Source organism: Streptomyces durocortorensis, from assembly GCF_031760065.1.
Classification (GTDB): domain Bacteria; phylum Actinomycetota; class Actinomycetes; order Streptomycetales; family Streptomycetaceae; genus Streptomyces.
Genome location: NZ_CP134500.1, coordinates 618,601 through 644,664, shown reverse-complemented (window position 1 = coordinate 644,664; position 26,064 = coordinate 618,601). Strand labels below are relative to the sequence as shown.

At 72.0% G+C, this 26,064-nt stretch carries 18 protein-coding genes and 3 pseudogenes; 8 read left to right on the top strand and 13 right to left on the bottom strand.

Annotated elements, in window-relative coordinates:
• Window positions 1–12: 12 nt before the first annotated feature.
• A complete protein-coding gene (locus tag RI138_RS02640; RefSeq protein ID WP_311118604.1) occupies window positions 13–978 on the bottom strand; it encodes a DUF389 domain-containing protein in 966 nt (321 codons plus the stop codon).
• A gap of 207 nt (window positions 979–1,185) precedes the next feature.
• Here RI138_RS02640 and RI138_RS02635 point away from each other — a divergent pair, with 207 nt between their 5' ends.
• Both RI138_RS02635 and RI138_RS02630 read left to right on the top strand, forming a co-directional pair.
• On the top strand, window positions 1,186–3,015 hold the full coding sequence (locus tag RI138_RS02635) for a glycoside hydrolase family 15 protein (protein ID WP_311118603.1): 1,830 nt from the start codon (window positions 1,186–1,188) through the stop codon (window positions 3,013–3,015).
• Between the two features lie 51 nt (window positions 3,016–3,066).
• On the top strand, window positions 3,067–3,333 hold the full coding sequence (locus RI138_RS02630) for a DUF6011 domain-containing protein (protein ID WP_311118602.1): 267 nt from the start codon (window positions 3,067–3,069) through the stop codon (window positions 3,331–3,333).
• Window positions 3,334–3,339: 6 nt separating this feature from the next.
• On the opposite strand, the gene RI138_RS02625 is transcribed toward RI138_RS02630, so the two are convergent.
• Both RI138_RS02625 and RI138_RS02620 read right to left on the bottom strand, forming a co-directional pair.
• Window positions 3,340–4,215: an acyl-CoA thioesterase gene (locus tag RI138_RS02625; RefSeq protein ID WP_311118601.1), complete on the bottom strand. Its 876-nt coding sequence runs from the start codon at window positions 4,213–4,215 to the stop codon at window positions 3,340–3,342.
• Window positions 4,216–4,249: 34 nt separating this feature from the next.
• Window positions 4,250–6,823, bottom strand: a complete 2,574-nt coding sequence (locus RI138_RS02620; protein ID WP_311118600.1) for a DEAD/DEAH box helicase — start codon at window positions 6,821–6,823, stop codon at window positions 4,250–4,252.
• Window positions 6,824–6,900: 77 nt separating this feature from the next.
• On the opposite strand from RI138_RS02620, the gene RI138_RS02615 reads away from it, so the two are divergent.
• The gene (locus tag RI138_RS02615; RefSeq protein WP_096626760.1) at window positions 6,901–7,692 is read left to right on the top strand and encodes a metal-dependent hydrolase; all 792 of its coding nucleotides are present in this window, start codon (window positions 6,901–6,903) and stop codon (window positions 7,690–7,692) included.
• A gap of 100 nt (window positions 7,693–7,792) precedes the next feature.
• Complete coding sequence (locus RI138_RS02610) at window positions 7,793–9,328, top strand: ATP-dependent DNA ligase (RefSeq protein ID WP_311118599.1); 1,536 nt, start codon at window positions 7,793–7,795, stop codon at window positions 9,326–9,328.
• A 43-nt stretch (window positions 9,329–9,371) separates the two neighbouring features.
• On the opposite strand, the gene RI138_RS02605 is transcribed toward RI138_RS02610, so the two are convergent.
• The gene (locus RI138_RS02605) at window positions 9,372–10,733 is read right to left on the bottom strand and encodes an NAD(P)/FAD-dependent oxidoreductase (protein WP_311118598.1); all 1,362 of its coding nucleotides are present in this window, start codon (window positions 10,731–10,733) and stop codon (window positions 9,372–9,374) included.
• A 201-nt stretch (window positions 10,734–10,934) separates the two neighbouring features.
• Here RI138_RS02605 and RI138_RS02600 point away from each other — a divergent pair, with 201 nt between their 5' ends.
• Window positions 10,935–12,506 carry a fused MFS/spermidine synthase gene (locus RI138_RS02600; protein WP_398862217.1) on the top strand — a complete coding sequence of 524 codons (1,572 nt, stop codon included), beginning with the start codon at window positions 10,935–10,937 and terminating at the stop codon, window positions 12,504–12,506.
• Between the two features lie 18 nt (window positions 12,507–12,524).
• Here RI138_RS02600 and RI138_RS02595 read toward each other — a convergent pair whose 3' ends face one another.
• From RI138_RS02595 to RI138_RS02575, 8 genes and pseudogenes are all read right to left on the bottom strand, one after another.
• Window positions 12,525–14,306: an ABC transporter ATP-binding protein gene (locus RI138_RS02595; RefSeq protein WP_311118596.1), complete on the bottom strand. Its 1,782-nt coding sequence runs from the start codon at window positions 14,304–14,306 to the stop codon at window positions 12,525–12,527.
• Window positions 14,303–16,162: an ABC transporter ATP-binding protein gene (locus RI138_RS02590; protein WP_311118595.1), complete on the bottom strand. Its 1,860-nt coding sequence runs from the start codon at window positions 16,160–16,162 to the stop codon at window positions 14,303–14,305. Before RI138_RS02590 ends, RI138_RS02595 begins: the two co-directional genes overlap by 4 nt.
• Before the next feature lie 252 nt (window positions 16,163–16,414).
• Window positions 16,415–17,881 carry a Gfo/Idh/MocA family protein gene (locus RI138_RS02585; RefSeq protein ID WP_311118594.1) on the bottom strand — a complete coding sequence of 489 codons (1,467 nt, stop codon included), beginning with the start codon at window positions 17,879–17,881 and terminating at the stop codon, window positions 16,415–16,417.
• 238 nt (window positions 17,882–18,119) lie between these two features.
• Window positions 18,120–18,665 carry a hypothetical protein gene (locus tag RI138_RS32355; protein WP_398862214.1) on the bottom strand — a complete coding sequence of 182 codons (546 nt, stop codon included), beginning with the start codon at window positions 18,663–18,665 and terminating at the stop codon, window positions 18,120–18,122.
• 80 nt (window positions 18,666–18,745) lie between these two features.
• Window positions 18,746–18,838 (bottom strand): annotated as a pseudogene (locus RI138_RS32350) (hypothetical protein); the annotation flags it as partial.
• Window positions 18,839–18,924: 86 nt separating this feature from the next.
• Complete coding sequence (locus RI138_RS32345; RefSeq protein ID WP_398862212.1) at window positions 18,925–19,530, bottom strand: FAD-linked oxidase C-terminal domain-containing protein; 606 nt, start codon at window positions 19,528–19,530, stop codon at window positions 18,925–18,927.
• A 103-nt stretch (window positions 19,531–19,633) separates the two neighbouring features.
• Window positions 19,634–20,604: pseudogene (locus RI138_RS32340) on the bottom strand (FAD-binding oxidoreductase); the annotation flags it as partial.
• A gap of 70 nt (window positions 20,605–20,674) precedes the next feature.
• Window positions 20,675–21,187 (bottom strand): MarR family winged helix-turn-helix transcriptional regulator, encoded by a 513-nt coding sequence (locus tag RI138_RS02575; RefSeq protein ID WP_311118593.1) that lies wholly within the window; start codon window positions 21,185–21,187, stop codon window positions 20,675–20,677.
• A 113-nt stretch (window positions 21,188–21,300) separates the two neighbouring features.
• Between RI138_RS02575 and RI138_RS02570 the strand changes: the two genes are divergently transcribed.
• The 3 genes and pseudogenes from RI138_RS02570 to mltG all read left to right on the top strand — a co-directional run bounded on the left by RI138_RS02570 (window position 21,301) and on the right by mltG (window position 24,801).
• Window positions 21,301–23,109, top strand: a complete 1,809-nt coding sequence (locus RI138_RS02570; RefSeq protein ID WP_311118592.1) for an ABC transporter ATP-binding protein — start codon at window positions 21,301–21,303, stop codon at window positions 23,107–23,109.
• A 66-nt stretch (window positions 23,110–23,175) separates the two neighbouring features.
• Window positions 23,176–23,516: pseudogene (locus tag RI138_RS02565) on the top strand (hypothetical protein).
• A 418-nt stretch (window positions 23,517–23,934) separates the two neighbouring features.
• A complete protein-coding gene (mltG, locus tag RI138_RS02560; RefSeq protein WP_311118591.1) occupies window positions 23,935–24,801 on the top strand; it encodes an endolytic transglycosylase MltG in 867 nt (288 codons plus the stop codon).
• A 12-nt stretch (window positions 24,802–24,813) separates the two neighbouring features.
• Here the strand turns inward: mltG and RI138_RS02555 are convergent, their stop codons facing one another.
• Window positions 24,814–25,911 carry an NAD(P)-binding domain-containing protein gene (locus RI138_RS02555; protein ID WP_311118590.1) on the bottom strand — a complete coding sequence of 366 codons (1,098 nt, stop codon included), beginning with the start codon at window positions 25,909–25,911 and terminating at the stop codon, window positions 24,814–24,816.
• Window positions 25,912–26,064: the final 153 nt, after the last annotated feature.

Genomic DNA, 26,064 nt, shown 5'->3' with positions numbered 1-26,064 from the left:
TTCCGTAGTGCGTCACGCCTCTTCGGCGAGCCGGCGGTCACGGTCGCGCCGGAGGCCGACCTCCCGCCAGATCGCCCGCTGGGCCTTGAGTGTGGCCGTGCCCACCACGATCAGCACCAGGATGTTCACCACGAGCTGGATGGCCGAGCCCCGCACATCGGACCAGCTGGTGAACGCGATGGAGACGGAGATGTCCGCGGCGGCCGGGATCGTCGTCACGGAGATGAACACCCCGAGCAGGGCGCTCGTCCTGGCCTGGGTGAGCGACACGATCCCGACGATCCCGGCCAGGGTGGCGACGGCGACGGAGAAGAAGTTCGGCGTGTTGATGAGGTTGGAGACGGGGCGCAGCCCCAGGTCGAAGGCCTCCGACTGCAACCCGAAACCGCGGATGAGCAGGGCGAAGAGGAAGGTGACGACCATCGTGAGGAGAAAGCCCGCGCTCAGGGCGGCCAGCCCGCTGCGGACCATGGCCGGGTGGCGCCGGTCGATCCCCAGCGCCACGCTGACGATGGCGCCGTACTCGGGCCCGACGACCATCGCCGCCACGATCAGGATCTGCGAGTTGGTGACGATGCCGACCGAACCGATCATGCCGGCGACGACCAGGTAGAGGTAGAAGCTCGGCGGGTAGCGCCCCCCGGACCTGATGCGTGCCTCGACCTGCTCCCAGACCGGCGCCCGGCTCAGCGGCCCCAGCTCGCGCCGCCCTCCTTCGGTGGCCCTGCCGGAGAACGCCATGTCGACCGGCTCGATGACCAGGGAGCCCCGCTGGTCGAGCTGGACGGCGCGCAGCCGGTGCAGCACGTCGTTCGCCGCCCCCGTCAGCACGTCGCAGGCGATGGAGTCGCCGTCCGGATTGCGCGCGGCGTCGCGCTGGACGATGAGATTGAGTACGCAGGGGTCCCCGGAGAGCCGGCCGACGACCTCGTCGGTCAGATCCGGCGGGCTCACCGCCCGGATGTGGATCATGTCCATCCCGGTACCTCCGCGGCTCCCTGCTCTGTCGGACGGAGCTCCGCCCGGCAGGCGGCTCGGAGCTCACTCCAGTAACGCGGCCCCGGCTCCGTTCGGCAAACCGGACAACCGCCCCGGGCGCACGGCACGGACGTGTGCCGCGCACCCGGGGCGGGAGTGCCGGATAGTGAGGGGACGGGGGCCCGATTCGACCGGGAGGCAAGGCGCATGGACCGGTATCCCCCGATCGCCGACCACGGACTCGTGGGCGACCTCCAGACGGCCGCACTGATCTCCTCGCGGGGAGTCGTCGACTGGCTCACCGCCCCGAGATTCGACGCGCCCAGCGTCTTCGCCGCACTGCTCGACCACGACCGCGGCGGCTACTTCCGGCTGGCCCCCGAAGGCGGCACGCACACGTGCAAGCAGCTCTACTACCCCGACACCGCGGTCGTCGTCACCCGGTTCCTGGCACCCGACGGCGTCGGAGAGGTCCTCGACTGGATGACCCCGATCCGCTCCGGCGGGCCGACCGACCGGCACACCCTCGTCCGCACCGTGCGCTCGGTACGCGGCACCGTGCGCTTCGGCCTGGAGTGCCGGCCCCGGTTCGACTACGGCCGCGCCGCCCACGAAACGGACCTGGGACCGACGGGAGACGCGGCGGCCTTCCGGGCGCCGGGCATCACGGCCCATCTCCGGACGGGTTTCCCCCTCACCCGCGACGGCCAGGATGCCGTCGGCGGTGTCACCCTGAACGCCGGGGAATCGTCGGGGGCCGTACTCACCCTCTGCGACCCCGACGGCCCCGAGCCGCCGCACCTCACCACCGAGGGGATCACCGACCAGCTCTGGGACGTCGTCGACTTCTGGCAGACGTGGGTGCGCGGATCCCGCTACCACGGCCGCTGGCTCGACATGGTCAACCGCTCCGCGATCACCCTGAAGCTGCTCACGTACGAACCCAGCGGCGCACCCGTCGCCGCGGCGACCATGGGACTGCCCGAACAGGTGGGCGGGGAACGCAACTGGGACTACCGGTACACCTGGGTGCGGGACGGCTCCCTGTCGGTGCGGGCCCTGCTGGACCTGGGCTTCGTCGACGAGGCGACCGCGTTCACCCACTGGCTCGGCGACCGTCTGCGGGACCGGGAGGGCGCCGGGGGAGAGCCCCTGCGGATCATGTACCGGGTCGACGGGCAGCCCCTGGAACCGGAGCAGGCCCTCGGACATCTGGAGGGCTACCGGGGCTCCCGTCCGGTCCGCCTCGGCAACGCCGCCGACGACCAGCTCCAGCTCGACATCTACGGCGAAGCCCTCTACGCGCTGTCCGAGGGCCGGGAGGTCGGCATCCAGGCGGGCTACCGGGGATGGAAGATCCTCTCCCGCACCCTGGACTGGCTCGCGGACTCCTGGGACCGCCCCGACGAAGGCATCTGGGAGACCCGCGGCGGACGCAAGGACTTCACCTACAGCCGGGTGATGTGCTGGGCCGCCTTCGACCGGGGCCTCAAACTCGCCGGGCAGTTCAGCCGCCCCGCCGACACGGCCCGGTGGACCGGGGCACGGGACGCCGTACTGGAACAGGTGGTGGAGCGGGGCTGGAGCGAGAACCTCCAGGCCTACGTCCAGAGTTACGGGAGCGACGTGCTCGACGCGTCCCTGCTGCTGATGCCGCGCGTGGGCTTCCTCGCCCCCCGGGACCCGGGCTGGCTGTCCACCCTGGACGCCATGGACCGCGCCCTGGTCTCGGACAGCCTCGTCTACCGCTACGACCCGGCGGCTTCACCGGACGGGCTGCGCGGCTCGGAGGGGACGTTCAGCCTCTGCACCTTCCTCTACGTCGACGCGGCCGCTCGCGCCGGGCGGCTGCGCCAGGCGCGCTACACCTTCGAGAAGATGCTCACCTACGCCAACCACGTGGGCCTGTTCGCCGAGGAGATCGGCCCCAGCGGCGAACAACTGGGCAACTTTCCCCAGGCGTTCACCCATCTCTCGCTCATCATGGCTGCCCGCACCCTGGACGAGGCACTCGACCGGCAGCGGGACCGCACCTGAGCCCGGACGCCCCCGCGGGCGGTCACGGAGCCGTACTGGCAAGATCGGGGGGTGGATACTCCCGATGCCTTCCCCGAACCGCTGCCCGGGGCCGCCGGAGCCGTCGGACGGCCCGTCCCACCGGGCGCGGCGGCCGACGACGGGACACCCGAAGGGCGCCGCCTCGTCCGCTGCCGGCTCTGCGGCCGCCCCCTCACCGGGGCCGACTCCCGGCGGGCCGGCCTCGGGCCGTCCTGCGACGCCAAGCTGCACCCCGCACCGCCCGACATCCGCACCCGCCGCCACGAGGTCGACCAGGACCCGCTGCCGGGCACCTAAGACGCTCTACCTGCCCTCCAGCCGCCGGAACAGCCCTTCCTGCACCACCGACACCAGCAGCTGCCCCGAACGGTCGTAGATCCGGCCGCGCGCCAGGCCGCGTCCGCCCGTCGCGATCGGCGACTCCTGGTCGTACAGGAACCACTCGTCCGCCCGGAACGGCCGGTGAAACCACATGGCGTGGTCCAGGGACGCCATGTCGAAGCCGCGCGGGCCCCACAGCGGCTCCACCGGGATGCGCACCGCGTCCAGCAGCGTCATGTCGCTCGCGTACGTCAGCGCGCACGTGTGCACCAGCGGGTCGTCGCCCAGCGGGCCCACCGCACGCATCCACACCGCACTGCGCGGATCGGCGTCCTTGATCTCCTCGCTCGTCCAGCGCAGCCGGTCGACGTAACGGATGTCGAAGGGCTGGCGCCGGGCCATCCGCTCCAGCGCCTCCGGCAGCGTCCCCAGGTGCTCGCGCACCTCGTCGGCGACCGTCGGCAGCTCCTCCGGGTCCGGGACGGTCCGGGCGGGCGGCAGCTGGTGTTCGAACCCCGCCTCCTCGGGGCGGTGGAAGGACGCCGTCAGGTTGAAGATCGTCCGGCCCTCCTGCACGGCCGTCACCCGCCGGGTGGTGAAGGACCGGCCGTCCCGCACCCGCTCCACCTGGTAGACGATCGGCACCCCGGGGCGGCCCGGCCGCAGGAAATAGGCGTGCAGCGAGTGCACCGGCCGCTCCCCGTCGGTCGTCCGGCCCGCCGCCACCAGCGCCTGGCCCGCGACCTGCCCGCCGAAGACCCGTTGCAGGGACTCCTCCGGGCTGCGGCCGCGGAAGATGTTGACCTCGATCCGCTCCAGGTCGAGCAGGTCGACCAGGCGCTCGGCCGGATTCGTCATGCCGTACCTCTCCACTTCCGCGTCAGGGATCCGCTCACAGCTGGCCGACCTCGGTCACCCGGACGACCGCCCGGCCCTCCTCGTCGGACGCGGCCAGGTCCACCTCGGCCTTGATGCCCCAGTCGTGGTCGCCCGCCGGGTCGGCGAACGCCTGCCAGACCCGCCACAGTCCGTGCGCCGGGTCCTCCTCGATCTTCAGCAGCTTCGGGCCGCGCGCGTCCGGACCGGTCCCGAGATCCTCGTGCGCGTCCCAGTACGCGTCCATCGCCTCGCCCCAGGCGTCCTCGTCCCACCCGGCGTCGCCGTCCAGCTCGCCCAGGTCCCGGACGCGGTCCAGCGCGGCCAGCTCCACCCGGCGGAACATCGCGTTGCGCACCAGCACCCGGAAAGCGCGCGGGTTGGCCGTGACCGGCTTGACCTCGTCCGCCTTCTCCTGGGCCTGCTCGGCGGTCTCCACCTCGGGGTTGGCCAGCTGCTCCCACTCGTCCAGCAGACTGGAGTCCACCTGGCGCACCATCTCACCGAGCCAGGAGATCAGGTCCTGGAGGTCCTCCGACTTCACGTCGTCCGGGATCGTGTGCTCCAGCGCCTTGTACGCGCTCGCCAGATACCGCAGCACGATGCCCTCGGTCCGGGCCAGCTCGTAGTGCGAGGTGAACTCCGTGAAGGTCATGGCGCGCTCGAACATGTCGCGGATCACCGACTTCGGCGACACCGGGTGGTCGTTCACCCACGGGTGGCTCGTGCGGTACACGTCGTAGGCGTGCCACAGCAGCTCGCTCAGCGGCTTGGGGTACGTGACGTCCTGGAGCCGCTCCATCCGCTCCTCGTACTCGACCCCGTCCGCCTTCATCTGCCCCACGGCCTCGCCGCGCGCCTTGTTCTGCTGGGCGGCCAGGATCTGCCGGGGATCGTCCAGCGTCGACTCGACGACCGAGACCATGTCCAGTGCGTACGAAGGGGATTCGGCGTCCAGCAGGTCGAACGCCGCCAGCGCGAACGTGGAGAGCGGCTGGTTCAGCGCGAAGTCCTGCTGGAGGTCGACCGTCAGCCGCACGATCCGCCCCTCGGCGTCCGGGGTCTCCAGCTGCTCCACCACCCCGCCGTCCAGCAGCGAGCGGTAGATGGCGATGGCCCGCCGGATGTGCCGCAGCTGCGCCCGGCGCGGCTCGTGGTTGTCCTCCAGCAGATGCCGCATCGCCTCGAAGGCGTTGCCCGGACGGGCGATGACCGCGAGCAGCATCGTGTGCGTCACCCGGAAACGGGAGTTCAGCGGCTCGGGCTCGGACTGGATCAGCTTGTCGAAGGTGGTCTCCGACCAGGCGACGAAGCCCTCCGGGGCCTTCTTGCGGACCACCTTGCGCTTCTTCTTCGGGTCGTCGCCCGCCTTCTTGACGGCCTTCTCGTTCTCGATGACGTGCTCGGGGGCCTGCGCCACGACGAAGCCGGCCGTATCGAAGCCGGCCCGCCCGGCGCGGCCCGCGATCTGGTGGAACTCCCGTGCGCGCAGGGTCCGCACCCGGGTGCCGTCGTACTTGGTGAGCGCCGTGAACAGCACCGTACGGATGGGCACGTTGACGCCGACGCCGAGCGTGTCCGTACCGCAGATCACCTTCAGCAGGCCCGCCTGGGCCAGCTTCTCCACCAGGCGGCGGTACTTGGGCAGCATGCCCGCGTGGTGCACACCGATGCCGTGGCGTACGTAACGGGAGAGGTTCTGGCCGAACTTGGTGGTGAAGCGGAAGCTGCCGATCAGGTCGGCGATCCTCTCCTTCTCCTCCTTCGTGCACATGTTGATGCTCATCAGGGACTGCGCCCGCTCCACGGCCGCCGCCTGCGTGAAGTGCACGATGTAGACCGGCGACTGCCGGGTGTCCAGCAGCTCGGTCAGCGTCTCGGTGATCGGCGTGAAGCGGTACTCGTAGCTCAGCGGCACCGGGCGGGTCGCCGAGCGCACCACCGAGGTGGGGCGGCCGGTGCGCCGGGTCAGGTCCTTCTCGAACATCGAGACGTCACCGAGCGTCGCCGACATCAGCACGAACTGGGCCTGCGGCAGCTCCAGCAGCGGAATCTGCCACGCCCAGCCCCGGTCCGGCTCGGCGTAGAAGTGGAACTCGTCCATCACGACCTGGCCGATGTCGGCGTACTTCCCGTCGCGCAGCGCGATGGAGGCCAGCACCTCGGCCGTGCAGCAGATCACCGGGGCGTCCGCGTTGACCGAGGCGTCGCCGGTGAGCATCCCGACGTTCTCGGTGCCGAAGAGCTTGCACAGGTCGAAGAACTTCTCCGACACCAGCGCCTTGATCGGCGCGGTGTAGAAGGTCACCTTGTCCTGGGCCAGCGCGGTGAAGTGCGCGGCCGCCGCCACCAGGCTCTTGCCCGAGCCGGTCGGGGTGGAAAGGATCACGTTCGCCCCGGAGACCACCTCGATCAGCGCCTCCTCCTGAGCCGGATAAAGCGTGATGCCCTGGCTCTCGGTCCATGACGAGAAGGCCTCGAAGAGGGCGTCCGGGTCGGCGGTCTGCGGCAACTGGTCGATGAGGGTCACGCCCCCATCTTGCCTGTCTTCCGCGCGGATGAGGGAACCGGCCGACGGCACCAAGATCATGGGCGATACGCTGCGGACTCAACCAGCCCGCGCCGCACCGGTGATGGGCGCACGACGCACTGGGGGCGGAACAGACCATGATGGGACCGGCACACTCTCTGTCAGGGGCAGCGGCCTGGCTGGGGGTGGGTGCGGCGGCCGCCGCCGCGGGCCACACGATGCCCTGGCCGGTCCTGGTCGTCGGGGCGCTGATCTGCGCGGGCGCCGCACTGGCCCCCGACCTCGACCACAAGTCCGCGACCATCTCGCGCGCCTTCGGACCTGTCTCCAAGGCCCTCTGCGAGATCGTCGACAAGCTCTCGTTCGCCGTCTACAAGGCCACGAGGAGCAAGGCCGACCCCCGCCGCACCGGCGGCCACCGCACCCTGACCCACACCTGGCTCTGGGCCGTCCTCATCGGCGCGGGCTGCTCCGCCGCCGCCGTCTTCGGCGGCCGCTGGGCCGTCCTCGGCGTCCTCTTCGTCCACCTGGTGCTCGCGGTCGAGGGCCTGCTCTGGCGGGCCGCACGGGTCTCCAGCGACATCCTGGTCTGGCTGCTCGGCGCCACCAGCGCCTGGATTCTCGCCGGAGTCCTGGACCAGCCGGGCCACGGGGCCGACTGGCTCTTCGACGCCCCCGGCCAGGAGTACCTGTGGCTCGGCCTGCCCATCGTGCTGGGCGCGCTCGTCCACGACATCGGCGACGCGCTCACCGTCTCCGGCTGCCCGATCCTGTGGCCCATCCCGGTCGGCCGCAAGCGCTGGTACCCGATCGGCCCGCCGAAGGCCATGCGCTTCCGGGCAGGCAGCTGGGTGGAGATGAAGGTGCTGATGCCCGCCTTCATGGTCCTCGGGGGAGTGGGAGCGGCGGCGGCCCTCAACTTCATATGACGCACAGGGCACGCTGCGGTCGGGCGGCGCGCCCGGTGCCTCTTCGCCGAGGGAGCCTCCTCGGCGGGCGGCGTGCCCCGGCCCGTAGCACCATGGCCGCATGCTGCTCGCCGAGCTCGCCCGGGTGTCCCTGGAGGTCGCCGCCACATCCGCCCGGTCCCGGAAGGTGGCGCTCCTGGCCGGTCTCTTCCGGGACGCCGCACCCGACGACGTGCCCGTCGTCATCCCGTACCTCGCCGGACGGCTGCCCCAGGGCCGGATCGGGGTCGGCTGGCGCACCCTCGGCGACCCCGTACCGCCCGCTGCCGCACCCACCCTCACCGTCACCGGGGTCGACGCGCGGCTGACCGCCCTAGCGGCCGTCTCCGGCACCGGCTCCCAGGCCCTGCGCCGGGAGCACCTGCGTGCCTTGTTCGCCGCCGCCACCGAGGACGAGCAGCGCTTCCTGCGGGCCCTGCTCACCGGCGAGGTACGCCAGGGGGCCCTGGACGCCGTTGCCGCCGACGCCCTGGCCCGCGCCGCCGAAGCCCCGCCCGCCGAGGTCCGGCGCGCCGTGATGCTCGCCGGGGCGCTCCAGGAGGTCGCGCGGGTCCTCCTCGCGGACGGCCCCGGAGCGCTCGCCGCGTTCCGGCTCACCGTGGGAAGGCCCGTACAGCCGATGCTCGCGCACACGGCCGCCTCGGTCGGCGAGGCCGTCGACAAGCTGGGCCCCTGCGCGGTGGAGGAGAAGCTCGACGGCATCCGGGTGCAGGTCCACCGCGACGGCGACCGCGTCCGCGCCTACACCCGGACCCTCGACGACATCACCGACCGGCTGCCCGAGCTGACCGCCGTCGTCGCCGCGCTCCCGGCGGACCGCTTCATCCTCGACGGCGAGGTGATCGCCCTGGGGGACGACGGCAGGCCCCGGGCGTTCCAGGAGACCGCCGCGCGGGTGGGCTCACGACGGGACGTGGCCGGTGCGGCGGCGCACGTGCCCGTCGTGCCCGTCTTCTTCGACGCACTGTCGGTCGACGACGCGGCCCTGCTCGACCTGCCCCTCACCGAACGCCATGCCGCCCTGGAGCGCCTGGTCCCCGAGCACCTCCGGGTCCGGCGCACCCTCGTCGCCGACCCGGCGGACCCGGCGGCCCGCGTAGCCGCTGAGGCGTTCCTCGCCGACACCCTGGAGCGCGGCCACGAGGGCGTCGTGATCAAGGACCTGGCCGCCGCCTACAGCGCGGGCCGCCGGGGTGCGGCCTGGCTCAAGGTGAAGCCCGTGCACACGCTGGACCTGGTGGTGCTGGCCGCCGAATGGGGGCACGGCCGACGGACCGGGAAGCTGTCCAACCTGCACCTGGGCGCCCGCCGCGCCGACGGTACGTTCGCGATGCTCGGCAAGACCTTCAAGGGGCTCACCGACGCCCTGCTGGCATGGCAGACCGAGAAGCTGGGCGAGCTGGCGACCGCTGACGACGGACACGTGGTGACCGTACGCCCGGAACTCGTCGTGGAGATCGCCTACGACGGGCTCCAGCGCTCCACCCGCTATCCCGCCGGGGTCACCCTCCGCTTCGCCCGCGTCCTGCGCTACCGCGACGACAAGACCGCCCAGCAGGCGGACAGCGTGGAAACGGTCCTCTCCAGGCAGCGGTGAGCGAGCCCCGCGGAGACGGCGGGGCTCCCTCGGGCGGTGGCGGTCAGTGCTGGATGACCGTCGACTCGATGTGCGCCTTGACCTGCTCGGGTGTCAGATAGGCGTCGGTGTACTCGAAGTCCCGCAGCGTCGCCGGTTTTCGGGACTGGAACCCCGTCCGTACGAAGTCGTCGCCGGCGACCGCGTTCAGCAGCCAGTTCGTCAGGACCCGGGTCTTGGCGACGTTCGTCCGCAGCGCCGACCAGTGGTAGCCCCGTGCCACCGCCTGCGCGGCCGTCCCGTGCAGCTCGATGCCCAGCGGTTTGGACACCGCGTCCCGGCCGCCCAGGTCGACGACGAGCCCCAGGTCCTTGTGGACGTAGTCCTTCGGCGGCAGACCGCGCAGCGAGGCGATCAGGTTGTCCGCCATCACCCGGCCCTGGCGCATCGCGTGCTGCGCGGTCGGCGGGCAGACCGCCCCGTCGCCCTTCGCCAGGTCGGGCACCGCGGCCGCGTCGCCGAGCGAGAACACCCCGTCCGCGCCGGGCAGTTTCAGCTGCGGCGTCACGGCGAGCCGACCGCGTACCGTCTCCGCGCCGAGCGTGGCGATCAGCGGGCTCGCGGCCACTCCGGCGGTCCAGATCAACGTCCGGCAGGGCAGCACCCGGCCGTCGGTGAACGTGACCTCCTCCGCCGCGGCCTTGGCGACGGAGACCCCGAGCGACACCTCGATGTTCCGCCTGCGCAGCACCTCCAGGGCGGCCTGCCCCAGCTTGTCGCCCAGCTCCGGCATCAGCTTGGGCGCGATGTCGATGAGGTGCCACTTGATCAGCCGGGGGTCCAGCCGGGGGTAGTGCCGGATCGCGTTCGTGGTGAGCCGCTGGAGGCAGGCGGCCGTCTCCGTGCCCGCGTACCCGCCGCCGACCACCACGAACTGGAGCCGGGAGGCCCGCTCGGCCTCGTCCTGGCTGGCGTCCGCCAGGTCGAGCTGAGCGATGACGTGGTCACGGACGTACGCGGCCTCGGCCAGCGTCTTCATGCCCCGGGCGTGGTCCAGCAGCCCGGGGATGTCGAAGGTCCGGGTGACGCTGCCCGCCGCCAGCACGATGGAGTCGTACGGCTCGTTCACGATCTCGCCCGTGATCTTCCGGATCACGCAGACCTTCGCCTTCGTGTCCACACCGATCGCCCCGCCCGGCACGATCCTCGTCCGGTGGCGGCGGCTGCGGCGCAGCGACACCGCGACGGACTGGGGCGTGAGCACACCGGAGGCCACCTGGGGGAGCAGCGGCAGATACAGCTGGTAGGAGAACGGTGTGACGAGCGTGATCCGAGCCTCGCCCGGAGCCAGCCTGCGCTCCAGGCGGCGTACGCACTCGACGCCTGCGAAACCGGCGCCGACAACGAGAATCCTGGGTGGTGCCACGGTCTGCGTCCCTTCTCGGGCTTGCGTGGTTCTGCGCTCGCCTGCCCCGTATGCCGGGTGATTCACCCTCATCCTCACCGGACGTCCAGGCATCCGCCTCCTGGCAGGGGTGAAACGGGGTCCGCCCGCCGGGGGCGGACCGGCCCCGGAGGCCGGTGCGCCGGGCGGATTCGCCCGCGCACGTTGCCCGTTGAGGCGGGAATGGGCCGGTCGGCCGCATGCGAGGATGCTGCCGTGACCCCACCGCCCTCCCCGCCCGTGGCCGACTCCCCGCCCCGCGACCGAGGCCTGGGCCCCCGCGCCGCCGCGGGCCTCGTGTTCGGCACGTCCGCCGCGGTCCTCGTGGTCGAGATCGTCGCGCTGCGGCTGCTGGCCCCGTATCTCGGTCTCACGCTGGAGACCAGCACCCTGGTCATCGGCATCGCCCTCACCGCGATCGCCCTCGGCTCCTGGCTGGGCGGGCGCGTCGCCGACCAGGTCGACCCGCACCGGCTCATCGGCCCCGCCCTGGGGGTGTCGGGCGTTGTCGTCGCGCTCACCCCCCTGCTGCTGCGCACAACCGCGGAGTGGGCACCGCCGCTGCTCCTGCTGGTCGCGGCGGTGACCCTCCTGGTGCCCGGCGCCCTGCTCTCCGCCGTGACACCGCTGGTGACCAAGCTGCGCCTCACCAGCCTCGCCGAGACCGGGACGGTCGTGGGACGGCTGTCGGGGGTGGGCACCTTCGGCGCCATCGTCGGTACCGTCCTCACCGGATTCGTCCTGGTCTCGCGGCTGCCGGTCAGTGCCATCCTCATCGGCCTCGGGGCCCTGCTGGTGATCGGCGCCGCCCTGGTTGGCTGGCGGGCCCGCCGCTGGCGGCGGGCCTCGGCCGTGGCACTGGCCACCGTCGTGGCCGGCTCCCTCGCCACCGCGTTCGCTCCCGGCGGCTGCGACGCGGAGACCCGCTACCACTGCGCCCGGGTCGTCGCGGATCCCGGCCGGGAGAGCGGCCGCACCCTGGTCCTGGACGGCCTGCGCCACTCCTACGTCGACGTCGAGGACCCCACGTACCTCCGGTTCGGGTACATCCGGGCCCTCGCGGCGGTCGTCGACACCACCTTTCCCGGGAGCGCGCCGCTCGCCGCCCACCACCTCGGCGGCGGCGGCCTCACCTTCCCCCGCTACCTCGCGGCCACGCGCCCCGGGACCCGCAGCCTCGTCTCCGAGATCGACGGCGGGGTCGTCCGCATCGACCGCCAACAGCTTCGGCTGGGCGCGTCCACCGGGATCGACGTGCGGGTGGAGGACGGCAGGCTGGGCCTGAGGCGGCTGGAGACCGACAGCCGCGACCTCGTCGTCGGTGACGCCTTCGGCGGCGTCAGCGTGCCCTGGCACCTCACGACCTCCGAGGCGCTCGGGGACGTGCACCGGGTACTCAAGGACGACGGGCTGTACGTCGCCAACCTCATCGACCACGGCGAGCTGGCCTTCGCCCGTGCCGAGGCCGCGACCCTCGCCTCCGTCTTCGAGCACGTCGCCCTCGTCGGCAGGCCCGCGGACATCGGCCTGGACCCGACCGCGAGCGTCGAGGGCGGCAACCTCGTGATGGTCGCCTCCGACCGGCCGCTGGACGCCCCCGAGATCCAGGAGGCCCTGGACACCCGGGAGACCGGCTGGCGGATCGCCACCGGTGACACCGTCGCCTCCTGGACCGGGGGCGCCCAGGTCCTCACCGACGACTACGCGCCCGTCGACCAGCTCCTCCAGCCGCACCGCACCCGAACGGTCCGGTGATGCGGCGGGCCCGCCGGATCACCCGTGCCAGGACCGCCACAGCGACGCGTACGCGCCGTCCGCCGCGACCAGTTCGTCGTGGCTGCCCAGCTCGCTGATCCGGCCGTCCTCCACCACCGCGATCACATCCGCGTCGTGCGCGGTGTGCAGCCGGTGCGCGATCGCGATCACCGTGCGGCCCTCCAGGACCCGGGCGAGTGAACGCTCCAGATGGCGGGCCGCCCGCGGGTCCAGCAGGGACGTCGCCTCGTCCAGCACCAGCGTGTGCGGATCGGCCAGCACGAGACGGGCCAGCGCGATCTGCTGGGCCTGCGCCGGGGTCAGCGCGAAACCGCCCGAACCGACCTCGGTCTCCAGCCCCTCGTCCAGGGCCCTCGCCCACCCGTCCGCGTCGACCGCGGCCAGCGAGGCCCACAGCTCCGCGTCCTTTGCCCCGTCGCGGGCCAGGCGCAGATTGTCCCGGAGCGAGCCGACGAAGACGTGGTGTTCCTGGTTGACCAGGGCCACATGCTCGCGGACCCGCTCCGCCGTCATCCGCGACAGCTCCGCCCCGCCGAGTGTCACCTCGCCGGTGCGCGGGGCGTAGACCCCGGCCAGCAGCCGGCCCAGCGTCGACTTTCCCGCGCCCGAGGGCCCGACCAGGGCGAGCCGGGTGCCCGGAGCCACGTCGAGCGACACCTTGTGCAGGACGTCGACGCCCTCCCGGTACCCGAAGCGGACGTCGTCCGCCCGCACCTTCCGGCCGTCCGGGCCGATCTCGGCCTCACCCGCGTCCGGCTCGATCTCCCGAACGCCGACCAGCCGGGCCAGCGATACCTGGGCCACCTGGAGCTCGTCGTACCAGCGCAGGATCAGCCCGATCGGGTCGACCATCATCTGGGCCAGCAACGCCCCCGTCGTCAACTGCCCGACCGTGATCCACCCCTCCAGCACGAACCAGCCGCCGAGCAGCAGAACCGCGCCGAGGATCGTCACGTACGTCGCGTTGATGACGGGGAACAGGACCGAGCGCAGGAAGAGTGTGTACCTTTCCCACGCCGTCCACTGCTCGATCCGCCGGTCCGACATGGCCACCCGGCGGCCGCCGAGGCGGTGCGCCTCCACGGTCCGCCCGGCGTCCACGGTCTCCGCGAGCATCGCGGCGACGGCCGCGTAACCGGCGGCCTCCGAGCGGTACGCCGAGGGGGCCCGGCGGAAGTACCAGCGGCAGCCGACGATCAGCACCGGCAGCGCGACCAGCACGGCCAGCGCCAGCGGGGGAGCGGTCACGGCCATCGCGCCGAGCAGCAGCCCGGCCCACACGACACCGATCGCCAGCTGCGGCACGGCCTCCCGCATCGCGTTCGCCAGCCGGTCGATGTCCGTGGTGATCCGGGACAGCAGATCGCCGGTCCCGGCCCGCTCCAGGACGCCCGGCGGCAGCCCCACGGACCGTACGAGGAAGTCCTCGCGCAGGTCCGCGAGCATCTCCTCGCCCAGCATCGCCCCGCGCAGCCGCATGCTGCGGGTGAACAGGGTCTGGATCACCAGCGCGAGCGCGAAGACCGCGACCGTGCGCTCCAGATGCAGGTCGGTGACCCCGCTGGACAGGTCCTCCACCAGTCCGCCCAGCAGATACGGCCCGGTGATCGAAGCGATCACCGCCACCGCGTTGACCCCTACCAGGACGGCGAACGCCCTGCGGTGCCGCCGCAGCAGACTCCGTACGTAGTTCCGTACGGTCGTCGGCGTGCCCACGGGCAGCGTGGTGGCCGACTCCGGGGCGGCGGGGTCGTACGCCGGGGGTGCGACGCCGATCATGCCTTTTCCTCGACTTCCTGGATGCTCTTCATGGCGGGGACCGCTTCGATGTCGTTCAGGGCGCTCGACGCGGCGGCCTCCTCGTCGGTCTCGCGGGTGACGACCGCCCGGTAGCGCGGTTCGGTGCGCAGCAGTTCGCGGTGGACCCCGACGGCGACCACGGTGCCCTCGTGGACGAGGACCACCCGGTCGGCGGCGTCCAGCAGCAGCGGGGACGAGGCGAACGCGACCGTCGTACGGCCCCGGCGCAGCTTCGCGATCCCGGCGGCGACCCGTGCTTCGGTGTGCGAGTCGACCGCGGAGGTCGGCTCGTCCAGCACCAGCGCCTCCGGGTCGGTGACCAGCGACCGGGCCAGCGCGAGCCGCTGGCGCTGACCGCCGGACAGGGACCGGCCTCGTTCGGTGATCCGGGTCCGCATGGGGTCCCCCTCATTGTCGGGGGAGGCCTGCGCCAGGGCACTCAGCACATCCCCGCACTGGGCCGCCTCCAACGCCGCCTCCGCGGTGACCACGCCCGAGGACGGGATGTCCAGCAGCTCCTGGAGCGTGCCGGACAGCAGCACCGGGTCCTTGTCCTGGACCAGCACCGCGGCCCGGGCGGCGTCCAGCGGGATCTCGTCCAGGGCGACCGCGCCGAGCAGTACCGACGGAACCTCCGCCGACGGCCTCCCCTCCTTCCCGTCCGCGCCGTCCTCTTCGCCGCTCTGCGCGTGTCCGCCGAGCCGTTCGGCCAGCCGTCCCGCCTCGTCCGGGTCGCCGCAGACCACGGCCGTGAACTGCCCCTGGGGGGCCATCAGCCCGGTCGCCGGGTCGTAGAGATCGCCGGACGGTGTGACGCCCTCGACGGTGACGTCCCGGGAGCTGCGGTGCAGCGACAGCACCCGCACCGCGCGCTGGGCGGACGGCCGCGAGAAGGAGTACGCCATGGCGATCTCCTCGAAGTGGCGCAGCGGGAACAGCATCAGAGTGGCCGCGCTGTAGACCGTGACCAGCTGGCCGACGTCGACCCGGCCGTCCCGGGCGAGCGTCGCCCCGTACCAGACCAGCGAGATCAGCAGGATGCCCGGCAGCAGCACCTGTACCGCCGAGATCAGCGCCCACATCCTCGCGCTGCGCACCGCCGCCCTGCGGACCTCCTGGGAGGCGCGGCGGTAGCGGCCGAGGAACAGCTCCTCGCCGCCGATGCCGCGCAGCACCCGCAGCCCGGCGACCGTGTCCGAGGCCAGCTCGGTGGCCTTTCCGGCCTTCTCGCGCTGTTCGTCCGCGCGCCGGGTGGCGCGGGGCAGCAGTGGCAGGACGGCCAGGGCGAGCACCGGCATGGCGATCGCCACCAGCACGCCGAGGGAGGGGAGATAGACGACCAGGCCGACGCAGATCAGCACGAGGGCGGTGGCGGCCGCCGCGAAGCGGGAGAGCGCCTCGACGAACCAGCCGATCTTCTCCACGTCACCCGTCGAGACGGCGACGACCTCACCGGCCGCGACCCGGCGCGTCAGCGCCGCGCCCAGCTCGGCGGTCTTCCGGGCCAGCAACTGCTGGACCCGGGCGGCCGCGGTGATCCAGTTGGTCACGGCGGTGCGGTGGAGCATGGTGTCGCCGACGGCGATCATGACGCCGAGGGCCAGGATCAGACCGCCGGCCAGTGCGAGGCGTCCGCCGGAGCGGTCGATGACGGCCTGGACGGCGAGGCCCACGGTGACCGGAAGACCGGCGATGCCCAGCTGGTGGAGCAGCCCCCAGGAGAGGGACTTCAGCTGGCCCGCGAGCTGATTGCGCCCGAGCCAGAACAGGAATCGGGGGCCCGAACGGACATCGGGGTCGCCGGGATCCGAATACGGAAGGTCGCGAATCTGCATGACGTCCCAGGGCTTGTGAACGGGGCTGGTGAAAACGGAGACCCCATGGAGAACGGAGACCCCCATGGACAGCGGGGATCTCCATGGACAACGGAGATCCCCCCGTGGATCTCGCTACGAGGTGACGTGCAAGGCTCCCTGTTCGTCCCGTTCCGGGGCAACCGGTTTTCCCGCCCGCTCCCGCTGTCCCGCCCGCACTGGCTCCGCCGCCCTGCGGGGTCCCGTGCCCGGTCGGCCCGGGACCCCGTGGTGCTACTCCGCGGGCTTCTCGGAGTCCACTCCGGACCGGGCCCGCTTCCACTCGCCCCGGGTGAAGTCCGGTATCGGCAGTGGTACGCCCTTGGCCTTGACGGACAGATGGCTCAGCGGCACGGGGGCCGTCCAGAGGGCCGCGTCGTACACGTCGAAGTCGGGTACCAGGCCGAGCCGCATGCACTGCATCAGCCGGAACACCATGATGTAGTCCATGCCGCCGTGGCCGCCCGGCGGATTGGCGTGCTCCTTCCACAGCCAGTGGTCCCACTCGGCGTACTTCGTGAAGTCGTCCCACCGGTGGTTCGTGTTCGTGGGCTCCAGATAGATCCGCGACGGGTAGTCCTCGAACACGCCCCGCGTACCGCCGAGGCTGTTGATCCGCGAGTACGGGTGAGGCGTCGACACGTCGTGCTCCAGGCGGATCACCCGGCCCTTGGCGGTCTGCACGAGGCTGATCGTCCGGTCGGCCCCGATGTACGACTCCTTCCAGCTCGGGTCGCCCGGCGGCATGTGCTCCTTGCGGTACTCCGCGAGCCCCAGCGCGGGCGTGCCGATGCTGGTGATGCTCACGGCCCGGTCGCCCCGGTTGAGGTCCATGTAGTTGGCGACCGGCCCGAACCCGTGATTCGGGTAGAGGTCGCCAAGCAGCCGGGTGTGCCACAGCCGCCGCCACGGACCCTCGTAGTAGTCGGGGTCGAACATCAGCTCGCGCAGATCGTGGTTGTAGGCGCCCGCGCCGTGCAGCAGATCGCCGAAGAGACCCGCGTGCGCCATCCGGAGCACCCGCGTCTCGTTCTTGCCGTAACAGCAGTTCTCCAACTGCATGCAGTGCCGCCGGGTGCGCTCGGAGAGGTCCACGAGCTGCCACAGTTCGCCCAGGCTCATCGCGATCGGGCACTCGACGCCGACGTGCTTCCCGTTCAGCATCGCCGCCTTCGCCATGGGGAAGTGCAGCTCCCAGGGCGTCACGACATAGACGAAGTCGATGTCCCCGCGCCGACAGAGGTTCTCGTAGTCGTGCTCGTCCTTGGTGTAGACGGCCGGGGCCGGCTGACCGGCGGACGTCACCTTGGCGGCGGCTTTCTCCGCCTTCTCCCGGACCGGGTCGCACACCGCCACCACCCGGACGCCCGGGACGGCGAGGAAGAGGTCGATCATGCTGTTCCCGCGGTTGCCGAGGCCGATGATGCCGACCCGGATCACCGACCGCCGCTCGAAGGGCACCCCCGCCATGGTGCGGCCCTGCCGGGCGGGGGCGGCGGCGACCGCCTCCGGGGTGACCGCATCGGCGGCCGACGCGGTGCCCGCGCCCAGAGCGCCGAGACCGAGTCCGGCGCCTGCCACGCCCGCCGTGGTCCACAGCACCGAACGGCGGCTGGGGTCCTGCCGGTTCGCCTCGTCGGCCGCACCGCTGTGCGGGGGGAGGGCCTGCGGTTCCGGTGCGGGCCGGGCGTCGTCGTTCATCGAGCCTCCAGGTGGGGTTGGGGGTTCAGACGGTGCGCGAGAGCTGCCGCTCCCCGTGGAACTGCGCGTGCGGAAGCGGGTCTCGGTAAGGACCCTGGAGGGTGAGGCTGATGATGCGCAAGGGAGGTATTTGGACTCTCGTCCCCAAACCTTGGACTTTTCTCACAGCACGCGAAAGCCCCGACTGGTGCAACCAATCGGGGCCTCGGAACGCTCAGTTGTGCGCCCTTTCAGACGCTCATCGGGAGGGCGGCCGGGTGGCGCGCTCCAGCTCCACCAGGGCCGAGCGGTAGGGGTGTCCGGTGGCCCGTTCCATCCCGATCTCGCACATCCGGTTCGCCGACAGATAGACGTCGTACGGGCGGCCGCCGACCTCGGTGGCCTCCTTCGCCGTCGCCGAATCCGTCAACTCCTTGTGCAGCATGCCCCGGTCGCCCGCGAACGCGCAGCACCGCGCGTCGTCCGGGACCACGACCTCGTCGGCACAGGCCGCGGCCAGCGCGCGCAACTGCGCCACATCGTCCAGGTGCCGCATCGAGCAGGTCGGATGCACGACGGCCGAGCCGGTCCGCTCGACGACCCTCAGCTCCGGCAGCAGCTCATCTGCCGCCCACACCAGCGAGTCCACGACGGTCAGCTCCTGGTGGAGCTCCCGGTTGTCCTCGCTGAGATGGGGCACCACCTCCTCGGCGATACCGAGCGTGCAGGAGGAGGCGTCCACGACCAGCGGCAGGGCCCCACCCGCCGTCCAGCCCCAGGCGGCCTCCACGATGCGGTTCGCCATGACCTCGTTGCCCGCGTCGTACCCCTTGGGCAGGCGAGCCTGCAGGTGGAGTCCCCGGCGCAGGTGTCCACGGCGTCGTACCCGTAGGCGGCCAGCAGACCCGCCTCCACCGGTGAGCCGTCGGCCTGTCGCATCATCTCTCGCCGCAGCACGGTCCGCTGGCGCGGAGTGGTCGTCAGATCCTGGCTGGGACAGGTGGGTTCGCAGAACCCGCACTCGATGCACGGGTCGGCCACCGCCTCCACCTGCGGAACGGTTTTCAGCCCCCGCAGATGGGCCGTCGGGTCCCGGTCCAGCACGATCCGCGGGGCGAGCACCCCGCCGGGTCGATGAGCCGCTTGGTGCGCCACATCAGCTCCGTGGCGCGCGGGCCCCACTCCCGCTCCAGGAACGGGGCGATGTTGCGTCCGGTGGCGTGCTCCGCCTTGAGCGACCCGTCGAACCGGTCCACGACGAGGGCGCAGAACTCCTGCATGAACGCGTCGTACCGCTCGACGTCGCCCGGTTCCGCCGCGTCGAAGGCCAGCAGGAAGTGCAGATTGCCGTGCGCGGCATGACCGGCGACGGCGGCGTCGAACCCGTGGCGCGACTGGAGCTCCAGCAGCGCTTCGCAGGCGTCGGCCAGCCGGGCGGGCGGCACCGCGAAGTCCTCCGTGATCAGGGTGGTGCCCGCGGGCCGGGACCCGCCGACCGCCGCGACGAACGCCTTGCGGGCCGTCCAGTACCCGGCGATCGCGGCGGCGTCCCGGGTGAACGCGTTGGTCACGGACGCGGCCGGGGCGACCAGGTCCAGCCCGGAGACCACCGCGTCCGCCGCCCGCTCGAACGTCTCCTGCCCCGCCTCGTCGGCCGCCCGGAACTCCACGAGCAGCGCGGTCGTCCCCCCGGGGCAGCGCCGCCCAGTCCGCCGGAACGCCCGGCACGCTGACCGAGGCGCGCAGGGTGTTGCCGTCCATCAGCTCGACGGCGATGGCCCCGGCCTCGTTGAACCGGGGCACGGCGGCCGCGGCGGCGGTGAGCGAGGGGAAGAACAGCAGGGCGCTGGACATCCGCCGGTCCAGGGGCAGGGTGTCGAAGACGACCTCGGAGATGAAGCCGAACGTTCCCTCGGAGCCGATCATCAGCCCGCGCAGGATCTGTACCGGCGTCGCCCCGTCGAGAAAGGCGTCCAGGCGATAGCCGTTGGTGTTCTTGATCGTGCACTTGGCGCGGATACGGGCGGTCAGTTCCTCGTCCGCCTCGATCTCCGCCTTGAGCGCCAGGAGCCCCGCGCACAGCTCCGGCTCGGCGCGGGCCAGCTCCTCGTCGGCGGCCGGGTCGCCGGTGTCGACGACGGTGCCGCTCGGGAGGACGAAGGTGAGCGAGGCGAGCGTGCGGTAGGAGTTGCGGGTGGTGCCCGCGGTCATGCCCGAGGCGTTGTTGGCGACGGCCCCGCCGAGGGTGCAGGCGATGGCGCTCGCCGGGTCGGGGCCAGCAGCCTGCCGTACCGGGCGAGCGCGGCATTGGCCCGCATGACGGTCGTACCCGGCCGGATCCGGGCCCGCGCCCCGTCGTCCAGCACCTCGACGCCGGTCCAGTGGCGGCGTACGTCGACGAGGATGTCCTCGCCCTGCGCCTGGCCGTTGAGGCTGGTGCCCGCGGCCCGGAACACGACGTCGCGGCCCTTGCCGTGGGCGTACGAGAGGATCGCGGAGACGTCGTCGAGGTCCTCGGGGACCAGTACGACCCGGGGGAGGAAGCGGTAGGGGCTGGCGTCGGAGGCGTACCGCACGAGGTCGGACACCTGCCAGAGCACCTTGTCCGCGCCGAGCAGGGCGGTCAGCTCGGTGCGGAGAGGGTCGGGGGTGCCGGTCGCGCTCCGGGCGGTGACCCGGTCGACGGCGGGTTCGCGTGCCGTACCGGGGCGGAGGGCTTCGGGGTCGGGCTCCAGCAGCGGCATGGCGGCAATCCCCTCGGCGGCGCGGCGAGGTGCTCGGCGTACGGTCCGGCCCCGGTGGCCGCAGCTCCGCTCAGCAGGGGCGCGACGGCATGCCGTCGACCAGGGCGGACAGCAGTCCGCCGAGCACCTCGCGCTGATCGGCGGTCAGTGGAGCCAGGATCTCCTCCGCGGCCGCCCGGCGCGCGCTGCGCAGGGACCGCAGGGTGGCGCGCCCCTCGTCCGTGATTTCGACGCGGACCACCCGGCGGCTGTCGGGATCCGGGGCCCGGCGCACCCGGCCGCTCGCCTCCAGGGCGTCGACCAGCGTCGTCACGGCACGCGGGACGACGTCCAGGCGCTGGGCCAGATCCGCCATCCGGGGGGCCGCGTCGTACTGCGCGACCGTCCGCAGCAGCCGGAACTGGGCCGGAGTGATCCCGATCGGCTCCAGCTGGCGGCTCTGGATGCGGTGCAGCCGACGGGTCAGCCGCAGCAGCTGCTCGGCGAGCATGCCGTCGGTGTCGTGAGAGCCGGGCAGGTCGGGGCGGCCGCCGGAGGAGCCGGGAGAGGCGTCGGCGGAACCGGGGGAATCTGGGGCGTCCATACGGGAACAATATCAGGACCTTGTTCATTGTGAGTATAGGTAACAATGAGCTAGGCTCTCCACGTGCGAGGGCCGGTCTGCCCGGCCACGCCTCACGCCCGACGAAGGAGCCCATGAAACCCGACGAACCCACATGGACGCCCCCGCCCGAGGCTCCCGACCGGCCGCCCGCCGAGCTGCGCCGCATCCTCCGCCTCTTCCGTCCCTACCGCGGCCGTCTCGCCGTGGTCGGCCTACTGGTCGGCGCCTCCTCCCTGGTGTCGGTCGCCTCCCCGTTCCTGCTGCGCGAGATCCTGGACACCGCCATCCCGCAGGGGCGCACGGGGCTGCTGACCCTGCTGGCGCTCGGCATGATCCTCACCGCCGTGATGAACGGCGTCTTCGGCGTTCTGCAGACCCTGATCTCCACCACGGTCGGCCAGCGCGTCATGCACGATCTGCGCACCGCCGTCTACACCCAGCTCCAGCGGATGCCGCTCGCCTTCTTCACCCGCACGCGCACGGGCGAGGTCCAGTCCCGCATCGCCAACGACATCGGCGGCATGCAGGCGACGGTCACCTCCACGGCGACCTCGCTGGTCTCCAACCTCACGGCCGTCATCGCGACCGTCGTCGCCATGCTCGCGCTCGACTGGCGGCTCACCGTCGTCTCGCTGCTCCTGCTGCCCGTCTTCGTCGCGATCAGCCGCCGCGTCGGCCGGGAGCGCAAGAAGATCACCACCCAGCGCCAGAAACAGATGGCGGCGATGGCCGCCACGGTCACCGAGTCCCTCTCGGTCAGCGGCATCCTCCTCGGCCGCACCATGGGTCGCTCCGACTCCCTCACCCAGGGCTTCGCCGAGGAGTCCGAGCGCCTGGTCGACCTCGAAGTGCGCGCCAATCTGGCCGGACGCTGGCGGATGTCCACGATCGGCATCGTGATGGCCGCCATGCCCGCCGTCATCTACTGGGCGGCAGGCCTCACCCTCCAGTCCGGCGCCACCGCCGTCTCCCTCGGCACGCTCGTCGCCTTCGTCACGCTCCAGCAGGGGCTGTTCCGCCCGGCGGTCAGCCTGCTCTCCACCGGCGTGCAGATGCAGACCTCCCTCGCCCTCTTCCAGCGGATCTTCGAGTATCTCGACCTCACGGTCGACATCACCGAACCGGAGAACCCCGTCCGCCTGGAGAAGATCCACGGCGAGATCGCCTTCGAGGACGTCGACTTCAGCTACGACGCGAAGAACGGCCCCACCCTCACCGGTATCGGCGTGACGGTCCCCGCGGGCGGCAGCCTCGCGGTCGTCGGCTCCACCGGCTCCGGCAAGTCCACCCTGAGCTATCTGGTGCCCCGGCTGTACGACGTCACCGGCGGCCGGGTCACGCTCGACGGGGTCGACGTCCGCGACCTGGACTTCGACACCCTCGCCCGGGCGGTCGGCGTCGTCTCCCAGGAGACGTATCTCTTCCACGCCTCCGTCGCCGACAACCTGCGCTTCGCCAAGCCGGACGCCACCGACGAGGAGCTCGTGGCCGCCGCCCGCGCCGCACAGATCCACGACCACATCGCCTCCCTGCCCGACGGCTACGACACCCTGGTCGGTGAGCGCGGATACCGGTTCTCGGGCGGCGAGAAGCAGCGCCTGGCCATCGCCCGCACCATCCTGCGCGACCCGCCGGTGCTGATCCTCGACGAGGCGACCAGCGCGCTCGACACCCGTACGGAACACGCCGTGCAGGAAGCCATCGAGGCTTTGTCCGCCGGACGCACCACCCTCACCATCGCGCACCGCCTCTCCACCGTCCGCGACGCGGACCAGATCGTGGTGCTGGACGGCGGCCGGGTCGCCGAGCGGGGCACGCACGAGGAGCTGCTGGAGCGGGACGGCCGCTACGCGGAACTGATCCGCCGCGACGCCCACCGGGCTCCGATACAGGTCACCTGAACACCGCCGCGCCCCAGCGGCCCCTGAGGTGACCGGCGCGGCGCGAGTACGGCATGATCGCCGCGCATGAGAGCTCTCCTCGGGGTGGAACTTCCCGGCTACCGCACAGTGGACACGGACACCTGGCTGAACGACCACGGCGATGTGCTGTCGCTGCACTACTTCGACCTGCCGCCGGACCTGCCCGCCGCGCTCGAAGACGGCCCGTCCCTGCGGCACCGCCTCACCCACTTCACCGCGCAGGCGGCCTGCCCTTCCACGCGGCGGACCACGCCCAGTGGGACGCGGAGTTCCCCGACCACCCGCTCACCCGGGTCCGCCGGACGCTCGACGTGCTCGCGCAGGTCGTGACGGTGGCGCCCGAGTTCACCGCGCTGCCGCCCTTCGCCGGACCGCCCGCACCGTAGGCGGCTCCACGGGGGCTCCGGCCGCCGGTGACGCAGCGGCGCCGCCGCTCCCGTGGGACGGGGAGCGACGGCGCCGGGCGGAGCTATGGTCAGACGAGCCAACCCACGAAGTGGACGACGCCGGCCAGCAGGTTGGTCAGGAAGTTCATCTGGTCTTTCTCCTTGGACGTGGTGCATCGGTGGGACTGCGCAGTAGCGGTCTGCAGCCCGTTGACTGCGCTCTGCAATCATTGCGCCCCGGACGAGTGAAGAGCAACGAATCCCCTGACGATCACGCGTTCCAGCGAACATCCGATCCCTTGTTCGTGTGTTCTGGTGCTCGTTTGTTCTGGCTGTGCCGTACGGCGTTCGTGTCGCCCGAGCCGACGCCGTGGTCGGGCTACCGGACGCAGCCCACACCCCGGGTTAACGTGCCCGCATGGTGAACGAGTCCCCGGACGCCCGCCCCCGCCCCCGCCGCAGACTCCGCCCGACGCGCCGAGGAAGGGTGGTCCTCGTCCTCGGGGCCCTGCTCGTCGTGTCGGCCGCCGTCCTGATCCCGCTGTCCCTCATCGGACCGGACAAGGGGAAGCAGCAGGAGACGCGGCGGCCGAGCACCCTGATGATCCCCGAGGGCCGTCGCGCCTCCCAGGTGTACGAAGCCGTCGACCAGGCGCTCGACCTGAAGCCCGGCAGCACGAGGAAGGCCGCGTCGACGGTCGACCTGGCTCTCCCCGACCAGGCCGAGGGCAACCCCGAGGGGTACCTCTTCCCGGCTACGTATCCACTCGACGCCACGACCACCCCCGCCGGGCTGCTGCGCTACATGGCGGACACCGCCCGCAAGCACTTCGCGGCGGACCAGGTCACCGCCGGATCCCAGCGCAACAACGTCTCCGTCTACGACACGGTCACGATCGCCAGCATCGTCCAGGCCGAGGCCGACACCGCATCCGACATGGGCAAGGTGGCCCGGGTCGTCTACAACCGGCTGCTCAGGGACATGCCCTTGCAGATGGACTCCACCCTCAACTACGCCCTGAAGCGCTCCACGCTGGACACCAGCGCCGACGACACCCGCATCGACAGCCCGTACAACAGCTACGAGCGCAAGGGGTTGCCGCCGACGCCCATCGGCAACCCGGGGGAGGAGGCCCTGAAGGCGGCCATCAGTCCCACCCCCGGCCCCTGGCTGTATTTCGTCACGGTCGGGCCCGGGGACACCCGGTTCACCGACAGCTATGACGAGCAGCTCAAGAACGTGGCGGAATTCAACGCCAACCGCCGGGCCGCCACGACGAGCTGACGGCGGCGACCGTCAGGGAGCCACCGCCCCGGCCCTCTCCGCATTCCGCCGGCGGCCGGCCTCCTCCAGCAGCCGCATGACCGACCGGACGGCGGTGCGCCCCGCGCGATTGGCGCCGATGGTGCTGGCGGACGGCCCGTACCCGACCAGGTGGACGCGCCGGTCGCGTACCGCACGGGTGTCCTCGGCCCGGATACCGCCGCCCGGCTCGCGCAGCCGCAGCGGCGCCAGATGGTCGACTGCGGGCCGGAACCCGGTGGCCCACAGGATCACGTCCGCCTCGACGCTCCGGCCGTCGTCCCACTCCGCCCCGGACGGGGTGATCCGGTCGAACATCGGCAGCCGGTCCAGCACCCCCTGCTCACGGGCGCGCCGTACCGCGTCGGTGACGGGGAGCCCGGTCACGCTGACGACACTGCGCGGCGGTAGCCCGTTGCGTACCCGCTCCTCCACCATCGCCACGGCCGACCGCCCCCACTCCTCGGTGAACGGCCCCTCGCGGAAGACCGGTTCGCTGCGGGTCACCCAGAAGGTGGCGGCCGCGTGCCCGGCGATCTCCATCAGATGCTGCGTACCGGACGCGCCGCCCCCGACCACCAGGACCCGCTGCCCCGCGAACTCCTCCGGCCCCGGATAGTTCACCGTGTGCAACTGCCGCCCCCGGAAGGTCTCCTGGCCCGGGTAGCGCGGCCAGAACGGACGGTCCCAGGTGCCGGTCGCGTTGATCAGGGCCCGCGGGGCGTACGTCCCCTCGGACGTCTCCACGAGCAACCGCCCGCCGGGCCCCTCCCGTACGGCGCTCACCTCGACCGGCCGGTGCACCCGCAGACCGAAGCGCTCCTCGTACGCGGCGAAGTACGCGCCGATCACCTCCGACGAGGGCCGGTCGGGGTCCGCGCCGGTCAGTTCCATGCCCGGCAGCGCGTGCATCCCATGGACCTTGCCGTACGTCAGTGAGGGCCAGCGGAACTGCCATGCGCCCCCCGGCCGGGGCGCGTGGTCCAGCACGACGAAGCCGTCGTCCGGCTCCAGCCCGGCACGGCGCAGATGAAAGGCGGCGGACAGCCCCGCCTGACCCGCGCCGATCACGACCACGTCCAGCTCGCGCACCCCATAATTGTTCACGCTTCTACTAACTCGCCGGGCGCCCGGGATCTTCCCGAGCGCCCGACCAGCACCCTCGTGAGGCCCGCCGCCCCCGCATCGCCGCGGAACTCAACGCCCTCCAGCGACCAGCAGCGCCGCCCTGCCCGGAACCGGCGA